This window comes from Polynucleobacter sp. 30F-ANTBAC, assembly GCF_018882385.1.
In the GTDB taxonomy this organism is placed as follows: Bacteria; Pseudomonadota; Gammaproteobacteria; order Burkholderiales; family Burkholderiaceae; genus Polynucleobacter.
The window spans coordinates 620,641-632,466 of the sequence record NZ_JACVON010000001.1; the positions used below are offsets into that span (position 1 = coordinate 620,641).

At 43.3% G+C, this 11,826-nt stretch carries 12 protein-coding genes and 1 pseudogene; 2 read left to right on the forward strand and 11 right to left on the reverse strand.

All coding sequences use genetic code 11. The annotated features are described in order from the left end of the window. Positions 1 to 441, forward strand: a complete 441-nt coding sequence (locus ICN28_RS02775) for a hypothetical protein (protein ID WP_216286048.1) — start codon at positions 1 to 3, stop codon at positions 439 to 441. Positions 442 to 517: 76 nt separating this feature from the next. Here ICN28_RS02775 and ICN28_RS02780 read toward each other — a convergent pair whose 3' ends face one another. The 4 genes from ICN28_RS02780 to ICN28_RS02795 all read right to left on the reverse strand — a co-directional run bounded on the left by ICN28_RS02780 (position 518) and on the right by ICN28_RS02795 (position 5,109). Continuing rightward, positions 518 to 2,299: an acyl-CoA dehydrogenase gene (locus tag ICN28_RS02780; RefSeq protein WP_216286049.1), complete on the reverse strand. Its 1,782-nt coding sequence runs from the start codon at positions 2,297 to 2,299 to the stop codon at positions 518 to 520. A gap of 21 nt (positions 2,300 to 2,320) precedes the next feature. Then, the gene (locus tag ICN28_RS02785) at positions 2,321 to 3,256 is read right to left on the reverse strand and encodes an electron transfer flavoprotein subunit alpha/FixB family protein (protein ID WP_216286050.1); all 936 of its coding nucleotides are present in this window, start codon (positions 3,254 to 3,256) and stop codon (positions 2,321 to 2,323) included. Beyond that, on the reverse strand, positions 3,257 to 4,006 hold the full coding sequence (locus tag ICN28_RS02790; protein ID WP_216286051.1) for an electron transfer flavoprotein subunit beta/FixA family protein: 750 nt from the start codon (positions 4,004 to 4,006) through the stop codon (positions 3,257 to 3,259). Between the two features lie 179 nt (positions 4,007 to 4,185). Further along, positions 4,186 to 5,109, reverse strand: coding sequence for a histone deacetylase family protein (locus ICN28_RS02795; RefSeq protein ID WP_216286052.1), 924 nt, complete (start codon positions 5,107 to 5,109; stop codon positions 4,186 to 4,188). A gap of 163 nt (positions 5,110 to 5,272) precedes the next feature. On the opposite strand from ICN28_RS02795, the gene mltB reads away from it, so the two are divergent. Then, positions 5,273 to 6,442 carry a lytic murein transglycosylase B gene (gene mltB / locus ICN28_RS02800; protein WP_216286053.1) on the forward strand — a complete coding sequence of 390 codons (1,170 nt, stop codon included), beginning with the start codon at positions 5,273 to 5,275 and terminating at the stop codon, positions 6,440 to 6,442. Between the two features lie 23 nt (positions 6,443 to 6,465). On the opposite strand, the gene cysM is transcribed toward mltB, so the two are convergent. The 7 genes and pseudogenes from cysM to ICN28_RS02835 form a co-directional block, all read right to left on the reverse strand. Continuing rightward, positions 6,466 to 7,383, reverse strand: coding sequence for a cysteine synthase CysM (cysM, locus tag ICN28_RS02805; RefSeq protein ID WP_216286054.1), 918 nt, complete (start codon positions 7,381 to 7,383; stop codon positions 6,466 to 6,468). Between the two features lie 106 nt (positions 7,384 to 7,489). Beyond that, positions 7,490 to 7,933: a helix-hairpin-helix domain-containing protein gene (locus ICN28_RS09645; RefSeq protein ID WP_216286055.1), complete on the reverse strand. Its 444-nt coding sequence runs from the start codon at positions 7,931 to 7,933 to the stop codon at positions 7,490 to 7,492. Between the two features lie 88 nt (positions 7,934 to 8,021). Further along, positions 8,022 to 9,041, reverse strand: a complete 1,020-nt coding sequence (rfaD, locus tag ICN28_RS02815) for an ADP-glyceromanno-heptose 6-epimerase (RefSeq protein ID WP_216286056.1) — start codon at positions 9,039 to 9,041, stop codon at positions 8,022 to 8,024. After that, positions 9,038 to 9,979 carry a D-glycero-beta-D-manno-heptose-7-phosphate kinase gene (gene rfaE1, locus ICN28_RS02820; RefSeq protein WP_216286058.1) on the reverse strand — a complete coding sequence of 314 codons (942 nt, stop codon included), beginning with the start codon at positions 9,977 to 9,979 and terminating at the stop codon, positions 9,038 to 9,040. The genes rfaD and rfaE1 overlap by 4 nt, the downstream gene beginning before the upstream one ends. 40 nt (positions 9,980 to 10,019) lie before the next feature. Then, entirely contained in the window at positions 10,020 to 11,234 is a 1,215-nt protein-coding gene (gene lapB, locus ICN28_RS02825; protein WP_216286060.1) for a lipopolysaccharide assembly protein LapB, read from the reverse strand. Between the two features lie 3 nt (positions 11,235 to 11,237). Further along, positions 11,238 to 11,477 (reverse strand): LapA family protein, encoded by a 240-nt coding sequence (locus ICN28_RS02830; RefSeq protein ID WP_216286062.1) that lies wholly within the window; start codon positions 11,475 to 11,477, stop codon positions 11,238 to 11,240. Between the two features lie 26 nt (positions 11,478 to 11,503). Beyond that, a pseudogene (locus ICN28_RS02835) lies at positions 11,504 to 11,809 on the reverse strand (integration host factor subunit beta); the annotation flags it as partial. Positions 11,810 to 11,826: the final 17 nt, after the last annotated feature.

The following is an 11,826-nucleotide window of genomic DNA, read 5'->3' on the forward strand; positions in this document are numbered from 1 at the left end:
ATGCATAAAAATAAATTACTGTTCTGCGCTCTTGGCTTATTGACTCCTGGCACGGGTCTCAACGTTTTCTATCTCAAAGGTCTTCTCAATATTTGGGCATGGCTTCATTTGATAGGTCTTTTTTCTGGGATTTTGGGTTGGAAGCTCCTAGGAGCTAGCGACATGTCTTCAGCTCTCGGCTGGATATTAGCTGCCTATGGTTTTATTTCACTACAAGCCAGTTGGCTCACCACGATTGTTTACGGCTTAAGACCGGATGAAAAATGGGATGCCCAATTTAATTCCGATAGCCCTCAAAAAAGTGAATCAGGCTGGCTGGTGGTGTTGTGCGTCATTATTTCTTTGATGGTGGGTGCTGCAGTATTAATGAGTGGCTTAGCCATCGCATTTGAGCAGCACTTCATTAGCCAATTTGAAGAAGCCAAGAAAATCTCTCAATAATCTATTGTTTCACTGATTCATTCTGGCAATAAAAAAGGTGGCAATAGCCACCTTTTTTATGAGAGTTGCTATCCAATCAAAACTGATCTGTTCTAAGTTGGTTGACAGCAGAGCCGCCACTCAATACAGCCGAAGCCATGCCAGGCACCTGACTTAAAAGATATTCCGCATAAAAATAAGCAGTGCCAATTTTGGCAGAGTAAAAATCTTGATCTTCTGCTAACTTTTCCTCGGAAACCAATAAGGCTCTCGCCATTTGCCAACCAGACAATAAAGTTCCAGCTAATTTTAAGTAAGTAGTTGCGCCAGCAAAAACATCTTTAATGTCAGATTTGAAGTTTGTAACTACATAAGTAACAACTTCTTCAAATGCTGCTCTAGCCGCCGTTAAATGCTTAAGCATTGCTTTAGCCTCAACAGAACCACTTGCTGCAAGCGCCACTTCCGTCTCTTCAATCAATTTGGCAATTGATTGGGCTGTCTGACCACCATCGCGATAGGTTTTACGACCAATCAAATCATTGGCCTGAATTGCAGTAGTGCCTTCATAAATCGGAAGAATACGTGCATCACGGTAGTACTGTGCTGCACCAGTCTCTTCGATATACCCCATGCCACCGTGTATCTGAATACCCAAGCTAGCTACATCCACAGACATTTCAGTTGCAAATCCTTTGACGATCGGCACCAAGTATTCATAAAAAGCTGCATTTTTTTGGCGCACGGCTTCATCCGTGGAATGATGAGCCTGATCGCTCGCAGCCGCTGCTACATAGGCCATAGCTCGAGCACCTTCGGTGTAGGCACGCATCGTCATCAACATACGTTTTACATCAGGATGATGGATGATCGCAACAGGCTCAGCTGAGCCTGCTAAATCTTTTGACTGTGCACGATCATTAGCGTACCAAACAGCTTGTTGGTAAGCACGATCAGCAATAGCAATGCCTTGCATACCAACTGCAAAACGAGCTGCATTCATCATAATGAACATGTACTCTAAGCCGCGATTCTCTTCACCGACGAGATAACCAACTGCCCCACCGTGATCGCCAAACTGCAGAACAGCAGTCGGGCTCGCCTTGATACCCAATTTATGCTCGATAGAAACACACTGAACATCGTTTCGCTCGCCTAAGGATCCATCTTTGCCAACCATCCGTTTAGGCACAACAAACAAAGATATCCCTTTAACACCTTCGGGAGCACCTGGGCAACGAGCTAGTACGAGATGGATGATATTCTCAGCCATATCGTGCTCACCATAGGTGATATAAATTTTGGTTCCAAAAATCTTATAAGAACCATCCCCCTGTAACTCTGCACGAGTTCGAACAGCGGCTAAATCTGAACCAGCTTGTGGTTCAGTTAGATTCATGGTGCCAGTCCACTCTCCGGAAACCATTTTGGGTATATATCGTTCTTTTAATTCAGGGCTCGCTGCAGTTAACAATGCCTCAATAGCACCATCCGTTAGCATAGGACAAAGAGCAAAAGACATATTGGCAGCGTGCAGCATCTCTGCACAAGGGGTTGCAATAGCCTTAGGGAAACCCTGACCACCAAATTCAACAGGATGAATCACACCTTGCCAACCAGCCTCACCAAACTGCTTAAAGGCTTCTTTAAATCCAGGTGTCGTAATAACTTCACCATTAACCAAGTTGCTTGGGTTTTGATCACCCTCCCAATTTAATGGCGCCAAAACTTCACTACAAAATTTACCTGACTCCTCAATAACTGCAGCTGCAGTGTCCAAGTCATAATCCTCAAAACCTGGTAACTGGGCAATCTGATTGACACCAGAAATATTTTGAAGAACAAAAAGCATGTCTTTTACTGGAGCTTTATAAGTCATTTTATGCCTCTAAAAAATCTACTAACCTAACTCTGAAATGAGTTCAGGAACTGCAGTGAATAAATCTGCCACCAAGCCATAATCCGCAACACTGAAAATAGGTGCTTCAGGATCTTTGTTGATAGCCACAATCACTTTAGAGTCTTTCATACCGGCTAAATGTTGAATAGCCCCTGAAATACCAATCGCAATATATAACTCGGGGGCAACAATTTTTCCAGTTTGACCGACTTGATAATCATTAGGCGCATATCCTGCATCAACAGCTGCACGGGAAGCGCCCAGCGCCGCACCAAGTTTATCGGCCAAGGGGCCTAAGATCGCATCGTACTGCTCACCTGAACCTAAAGCCCTACCACCGGATACCACAATTTTAGCGGCTGACAATTCAGGACGATCTAACTTACTTAACTCACGACCAACAAAATCAGATGAATGATTGCTAACAACTGCTACAAAATTTTCAATACTTGCACAACCCCCGGTATCAGATACAGGATCAAAACTAGTTGCACGAACCGTCATCACTTTGACAGAATCCATTGTTTGAACAGTTGCAATAGCATTACCAGCGTATATGGGACGCTCGAACGTATCACCTGAAATTACTTTTATAACATCTGATATTTGAGCAACATCTAATTTAGCAGCAACGCGCGGCAAAACACTCTTACCTACAGCAGTCGATGGTGCCAAAATATGGCTATAGTTAGGCGCCAGAATCAAAATTTGTTCAGCTAAATTTTCAGCTAGATGGTTCTCTAAATGAGGGGCATCTACATGGATAACCTTGACCACACCTGAAACTTTTGCTGCTGCTGCAGCAGCATCACCAGCTTGGTGACCAGATACCAGTACATGAACCTCACCACCACACATTAATGCAGCACTAATAGTATTAAGCGTGGCAGCTTTTAAAGCTTGATGATTGTGCTCTGCAATTACCAAACAAGTCATTTAGATCACCTTCGCTTCATTTTTAAGTTTTTCGATCAGTGTTTTAACATCTGGCACGATTACCCCAGGACTGCGAGTTGGCGGCTCATTCACCTTTAAAGTTTTAATGCGAGGGGAAACATCTAGACTCAAATCCTCCGGCTTGAAGATTTCAATAGGTTTTTTCTTCGCCTTCATAATATTCGGGAGCGTGACATAACGCGGCTCATTCAAACGAAGATCGGTTGTGATCACTGCAGGCATAGAAAGAGACAAAGTCTCTAGACCACCGTCCACCTCACGCGTGACAATAACTTTTCCATCCGACACTAGCACTTTAGACGCGAAAGTGGCCTGAGGCAGATTGAGCAAAGCAGCTAACATTTGTCCTGTTTGATTGCTATCATCATCAATTGCTTGCTTGCCCAAGAAAATTAACTGAGGCTGCTCTTTATCAACAATTGCTTTTAAGATCTTAGCAACGGATAGTGGCTGAAGCTCAGTATCTGTTTCAAGCAAAATACCTCGATCAGCACCAATTGCCATCGCTGTTCTAAGAGTTTCTTGACTTTGAGTCGATCCACAAGTAATGGCAATGACCTCAGTAGCAATGCCAGCCTCTTTAAGACGAACAGCTTCTTCAACCGCTATTTCATCAAAGGGATTCATGCTCATCTTCACATTCGCAGTCTCAACACCCGAGTTATCAGACTTGATGCGAATCTTGACGTTGTAATCAACCACACGCTTAACAGCGACTAAAATTTTCATAAGTTTTCCAGTTACTTGGAGGTGTCTATCAGGCTATGGTAACTTGATCATAAGCCAATGAACTATCACTCACGTGACATTACGACCTACATCTCCATTATTTTTTTTAATATTTAATAAAACATATAACCCACTGTTTTATAACATATTTTAGAAAAATTAGTTGAGCCCTTATAAAATCAAAGGTCTGCCAATTCTTTCAAGTGAGCGATGACACTACGAGCAAGGGCAGATAGGTTGTACCCCCCCTCTAAACAGCTAACGATTCGACCTTGAGCAGTCTCATTAGCAATAGTCATTAATTGACGAGTGATCCAAGCATAATCAGCCTCTACCAAGCCCATTTGCCCCATATCATCCTCACGATGAGCATCAAATCCAGCAGAGATGAAAATAAACTGTGGCTTAAATTCCCTCAAGCGAGGTAACCATTGCAACTCGACTACCTCCCTGACTGCCTCACCTGCAGAGTAAGCAGGTAATGGCACATTTACCATATTAGGAAGATTTAAGTTGGCTTCTGTGTAGGGGTAAAACGGATGCTGGAAGTAGCTGCACATCAATACCCTAGGATCTTTCTGAAATGCTACTTCCGTCCCATTTCCGTGGTGGACATCAAAATCGATGATCGCCACACGCTCTAAACCATAGTGTTCCAAGGCATGCTTCGCAGCGATCGCCACATTATTAAAAAAACAAAATCCCATAGCTTGGTTTGGTTCAGCATGGTGACCCGGCGGTCTTAAACAGGTAAATGCATTTTTAACTTCACCTTGCATCACCGCATCAACTGCAGCAATTGCACCACCAGCGGAACGCAGAGCGGCTTGCCAAGTATGGCGATTCATCGTTGTATCACCATCAATGCTTGCATACCCCTCAAGAGGAGCTAATGACTTGATGCGATGGATGTGCTCTTGCGTGTGAATCAATGCTAATTGATCTTCAGTTGCCAAAGGCGGATCTATTCGCGTAAAGAAGTAATCTATCCGACTTAAGATCAATTGGTCTTCAATGGCCTGCAAACGCTCAGGGCATTCCGGATGGTGTTGCCCCATCTCGTGCCGTAAACAATCTAAATGACTTATGTATGCAGTACTCATATCAATCTAAAAAAACGGTGGATAATTAGCTAATCAATTTAGCGTACCATTTGCTAATACCACCATGAATCTAATTTACGTCAATCAATTGCTAAAAACTATTAATCCCTTAATTCAAAAATATACTTCTAAGCTGGCGACTAAAAATTCAAAAGCTTATTTAGTGATACTGACCGTAAGCTTTTTATCTGCTTGTGCCAGCACACCAAGTCATAACACGGCAACCTCATCCTCAGCAGAACCTAGTTTCATGACCGAGTCTGAAGAAAAACCGGATTCTCTAGAGCCGTACTTAAAAAACTTAGCTCAACTCCATCATATTCCACTAACTGACTTACAAAATGCTTTTCAAGACGCTAAAACCATCCCTACGGTCAAAAAGTTAGTTTTACCCCCTGCTCCTGGATTTAAAAAGAATTGGAAGGTTTATCGCAGTCGGTTCATCGAACCAAGAAGGTTTGCTGCGGGACAGCAATTCTGGAAAAATAACCGCCGTTTCATTCAGCAAACAGCGGACAAAACAGGCGTGCCTGCAGAGGTGATTGTTTCGATTATTGGAGTCGAAACAATCTATGGCAAAAACATGGGTAACTTCTCTGTCAGAGATAGCCTAATGACCTTGGGATTTAATTACCCAGAGACTCCAAACAAAAAAGCTCGCGAAACTTTATTTAAAAGCCAATTAGAAGATTTGGTTGTGCTGTGTTGGAAAGAAAATCCAAAAGCAACGCCATTTAAAAAATGCCTCAATCAAAGTGGCTCGTATGCAGGAGCCATAGGCTTACCTCAATTTATGCCCGGAAGTATTTTGAGATTTGCTGTTGATGGCGATCTAGATGGCAAGATTGATCTTCGCAACTCCCCAGAAGATGCTATTGCCAGCGTGGCTAACTTTCTAAAAGTTCATGGTTGGGTCAAAGGCGAGCCTGTCTATCTTGAACTCAAGGATCATGAAGGAGCTGCTGAGAGTGCCCGAATCCTTGCGGATGGTGCACCAGTTGCTAAATTGCAATTAGGCGATTTGGTAGCTCAAAATATCGTTGATAAAAATGAATTGCCTGACAATACTCCTAGCCTAATTGTTGATTTACCAAGCCCAGATAAAAATGGTGGCACAGAAGTGCGCTATGTTGTTGGCCTTAGAAATTTTATTGCCATCTGCGAATACAACCGAAGCTTCTTTTATGCTCAGTCTGTAGCAGAGTTTTCAGAAGTTTTAAGTGGCGAGATTTCAGTTACTGAAACTGCTGCTAAAAAGAAAAAGAAGTCGACTAAATCCAGCAGCACAAAAAATAAAACAAAAAAGAAGTCTTCAACGAAGACTTCTTCATAAACCAATCAAAATCGATTAATTATTTAGGCCGGGAAAACACCGGTTGAAAGATAACGATCACCGCGATCACAAACAATAAACACAATCGTGGCATTCTCGACACGCTCAGCAATACGTAAAGCCACAACCAAAGCACCAGCTGCAGAAATGCCGCAGAAAATACCCTCTTCTCTGGCTAAGCGTCTTGTCATATCTTCTGCTGCCGCTTGGCTGACATACTCAATTCGATCCACCTTAGCATCCGCATAGATTTTAGGAATGTATTCAGGCGACCATTTACGAATACCCGGTATCTGAGAACCATCCTCTGGTTGAGCACCAATAATCTGAATCAATGGGTTCTGTTCTTTTAGATAAACAGATACACCTGTAATAGTGCCCGTAGTGCCCATTGCTGAAACAAAATGCGTCACCTGCCCTTGGGTATCACTCCAAATCTCAGGGCCTGTGGATTCAATATGCGCTAGCGGATTATCTTTGTTTCCAAATTGATCGAGAATAATGCCCTTACCTTCTTTTTGAAGTTGCGCAGCATAGTCTCTAGCGTATTCCATGCCGCCTGTTGAAGGTGTCAAAACCAACTCCGCACCATAGGCAGCCATACTTTGACGGCGCTCAATACTTTGGTTTTCCGGCATTACCAAAATCATCTTGTAACCAAGAATTGCAGCCACCATGGCTAATGCAATACCGGTATTCCCACTGGTGGCCTCAATCAATGTGTCACCTGGCTTGATATCACCCCGAGCCTCTGCTCGCATAAACATCGATAGAGCAGGACGATCTTTAACCGATCCAGCAGGGTTATTACCCTCCAACTTGCCCAAAATAATGTTATTTCGCTCAGCGTTGCCTGCACCAGGAATTCTTTGCAGGCGGACGAGCGGCGTGTGCCCCACTGTTTGGGCAATCGTTGGGTAGTTAGGATGATTAGTAGACATATGCCAGTATCTTAATGTATTTCAGAAACCTGCATATGCCTTATAAAAAGAGTTCTAATGAATGAGACTCTAGCCAGAGAAACTGAGTTAGTTTAGTTTTTTAGGCTTAACTTTCTTCTTTGTTACTTTTTCTTGAGGGCTTCTTGATTTCCTTTTGGTTTTCTTTTTTGGCTTCTCTTGTATTTTCTTGTTTTGCTTCTTTTTTAACTCCTCTTTTAGAGTCACCTTTAGTAGATGGCGCCTTGTCAACTTCTGCCAAGCCTTTACTGTTAACCGTTAAGCCATTCTTCATCAAACGCTCAACTGTTTTCTCACCAATACCTTTGACACGGGTGTGCAGGTCATTAGAGTCTTTAAAAGGTCCGTTCTTTTTTCTTTCAGCAAGAATTGCTTTAGCCTTCGATGGTCCTAAACCTCTGACGGACTCAAGGGCTGATTGCTCAGCAGAATTAACTTCCACTGCCGCATGAACTCCACCCACCAACATCACTAAGCCAAGCGCTAGCCCAATTAATAACTTAAATGCTTTAAACAAGATATTTGACAACATACAACTCCTCATAAAGTAAAAAGCCCCATCGGATGATGAGGCTTTTGTTTAACGAAGAGTCAACTAAGTTGTTGACACTATTTTGCGCTTAAATCGGCTGAGCTAAAAAATCAGAATTATCTGACAGCCAATTGATGTAATTTCTGACACCCTGCTCCACTGTTAAGAAATCGGATGTATATCCGGCAGCACGTAATTGGGTTAGATCGGCTTGTGTAAATGATTGATATTTACCTCTCAACGCTTCCGGAAAGGCCACATACTCAATCAAGCGCTCATCCACCAATTCATGTAAAGAAAGTTCTTTTTCGCCTTTGTGCGCTCTTAGCGAATTAATAACAGACTTGGCCACATCATTAAATGGCTGGGCACGACCAGTACCCAAATTAAAAATACCGCTCTTCTCAGGGTTCTCTTGAAAGAATAAATTAACCTTAACCACATCTTCTACGGAAACAAAATCTCTTTTTTGCTCACCTTCAGCATATCCGCCATACTCACCAAACAACTTAACGGCACCCGCCTCTAAAAACTGATGGTAGTGATGATAGGCAACAGAAGCCATGCGCCCCTTGTGAGACTCTCTAGGGCCATAAACGTTGAAGTATCGGAATCCCACAACTTGCGCAGACGTTTGCTCATCAGCAAGACGCTGGCGAACCACTTGATCAAATAAAAACTTAGAGTAGCCATAGACATTTAACGGCTTCTCAAACTCGCGGTTTTCTTTAAATACATCAGAACCACCATAAGTAGCCGCTGAAGAGGCATAAAGAAAAGGAATTCGTTGGTCTGTGCAAATATCCAGAAGGTCCAATGAGTAACGATAGTTATTCGCCATCATGTATTGACCGTCTGTTTCCATCGTGTCAGAACATGCTCCCTCATGGAAGATAGCCTCTACCTTACCGAATTTCCCTTTTGCAAAAGCCTCAATAAATTCAGATTTATCCAAATAATCAGAGATCTCTAAATCAGCAAGATTACGGTACTTATCAGCAGGCTTGAGCTCATCCACCGCAATCACATTTTTAATGCCGCGTAGATTTAAGGCTTGAACAATATTGGCGCCAATAAAACCGGCGGCGCCCGTTACGATATATGTCATTGCAATTCCTCTAACGATACGGTTGCCGTACCTAATTTACCAACCACGATACCACCCGCTTTATTCGCTAACTTCATAGCTTGACCCGCTGACCACTGAGCAGCCAAGGCGACTGCCATTGTTGCAATGACTGTATCACCAGCTCCAGAAACATCAAATACTTCACGCGCATCCGCTTTAACATGCTCCACACCATCAGCTGTAAATAAACTCATACCCTCTTCAGAGCGCGTCAACAAAAGTGCATCCAGCTTTAAATCCTGCCTCAATTGTTGAGCCTTTGCAGTTAAGTCAGCCTCATCTTTCCAGCGTCCAATCACTTGACGTAACTCAGAGCGATTCGGCGTGATAATCGATGCGCCTTGATATTTACTATAGTCACCACCCTTTGGATCAACCAAAACAACCTTGCCAGCCTCTCTTGCCGCACGGATCATTTGTGTGACGTGCGTCAAACCACCCTTGCCGTAATCCGAGAAGATAACCGCATCGACATCTAACAATAAAGACTGAAATTGTTCTAATTTATTTAATAGAGCCTCATGCGTTGGCGTCTCTTCAAAATCCAAACGAATCAATTGCTGCTGACGTGCCACCACTCTTAACTTAACTGTTGTCGGTAGACTTGGGTCTTTTTGCAAATAGCTTTTTACCCCTTGGGCTTTTAGCAAGTCCTCAATCCTTTGACCCGGCTCATCATCGCCAACCACACCGAGGATTGCTATTTGTGCGCCAATACTAGCTGCATTTCGGGCCACGTTAGCCGCACCACCTAAACGCTCATCCATCTTACTGACATGAACAACTGGCACAGGCGCCTCAGGAGAGATTCTTTCTGTGTCACCGAACCAATAACGATCCAACATCACATCACCCACAACCAGTAACCTAGCTTGGCGAAATTGTTGAATGTCAGCGGCGGATAATTGAATGTCCATGATTTTTTATTTTCTAATAATTTTTACGTCAATAGTTTGTTTACATCGAACGACCTGATGGCGCAGCACCCTCACCGCGTCTTGGTGAATAAGACTCCCAATGGTTACAACCTGGACACTGCCAATAAAAACGTCTCGCTCTAAAGCCACAGTTACCACAGGTGTATCTCGCCAAGGTGTTGGTTCTTTGCTTTAAAAGCCCCAACGAAGCTTTGATCTCTTGCGCAGTTTTATCATTCTGAGCGACTTCAGCTAACAATAAACGTGCTTGGGCTCTTAAAGCCATAGCAGTTAAGCTAGGTGTATGACGCATGACATCCGTCATCAAAGCTTCCGCCTGAGGCACTCCTTGGAGAGCCATCACGTGCTTAAAGGTGATGTCCAATAACTCCCCACCCGCCTGAGTTTGTAAGGCATCGATTAGCACTTGCAAGCCTTCTTGCGGTTGGCCAAGTGCCTTATGTACATCAATCCAACGATCCGCTACCAAAGGTAAATAAGCCACATGGTTTTTTGCAATCTCAGACCACGTCTCGATTGCTTTGGCTAATTGATTTTGAGTCACCAACCAATCCCCCATCAAAATAGTGACACGAGGATGGTTTGGAACAGTTGACATGGCTTGCTGAATGTAACTCAAAGCAAGCTCACTTTTTTTAGCTGCAAGAGCCTCTTCAGCTAACTGACAGTTAAAGTGAGCAATTTCTTTTAAAAGGCTTTTGCCTTGCAAAGACTCTAGCTCTTGAGAGGACACAATAGCCTGAGCCCAGTCCTTTTCAATCTGATACATCTCCAATAGACTTTCTTTAGCAGGAATGCCATATTTACTATGACTACCCACTTGGCGAAGAGATGTTTCAGCTCTATCTAATAGCCCAGCCCTTAAGAAATCTCGGCCCAATTCGTAGGCTGCATGATCCCGATGCCTTGAAGGCAAATCATCACGATTCGCTAAATGCTGGTGAACGCGAATGGCGCGCTCAGTTTCACCGCGCCGACGAAATAAACTACCCAGGGCAAAATGTAATTCAGTCGTTTCAGGATCTAATTGTGCAATTTGCACCAAAGCATCAATGGCTTTATCCGGTTCTTCATTGAGTAATAGATTAAGACCTTTGAACGTTGATTTTTGTTGAGCCAAACGATCAATTTCATCTTCGCGCTTTTCCAAGCGCATATCCCAGCGAGCACCAATCCACCCCAAACCAAAAATAATAGGAAGGGCGAATAACCACCAGGTCTCAATTTTTAACACGATTTATGAACGACTTTTTTTAAAGCGGCTTAATGAGATACCACTCAGTAGGGTGAGCAAAATGCCAAAAGCAAATGCAACAAATAAAACCAATATAAGAGGGGCTTCCCAAACTAAACCGGGAATTAATTGAAAATGAATCTCTTGAGTATTGCTTAAGGCTAGTAATACTAAAAGAACAAATAAGATGATTCGCCCAATGATCCGCAAAGATTTCAATGCGGCATTAAGAAACGCGGTCATTCTGAGGATTCATCCTTTTTAGGAAAATCAACGCGCTCTCTTAACTCCTTACCAGGCTTGAAATGAGGGACATGTTTTTCAGGGACCATAACAGTCTCACCAGACTTGGGATTGCGACCCTGACGCGGTGGACGGTGATGCATCACAAAGCTACCGAAACCACGCAGTTCAATGCGCTTCCCTTCAGCAAGGGCTTGTGACATGGTGTCGAGCAATGTTTTGACGGCTAACTCCACATCCCGAGGCAATAGCTGCGGGAATGCCTGAGCTAAACGCTCCACCAATTCTGATCGTGTGATCGTCGAAGAATCACTGCGTTCTAAATCGTCCATAACTCAACAATATTCTT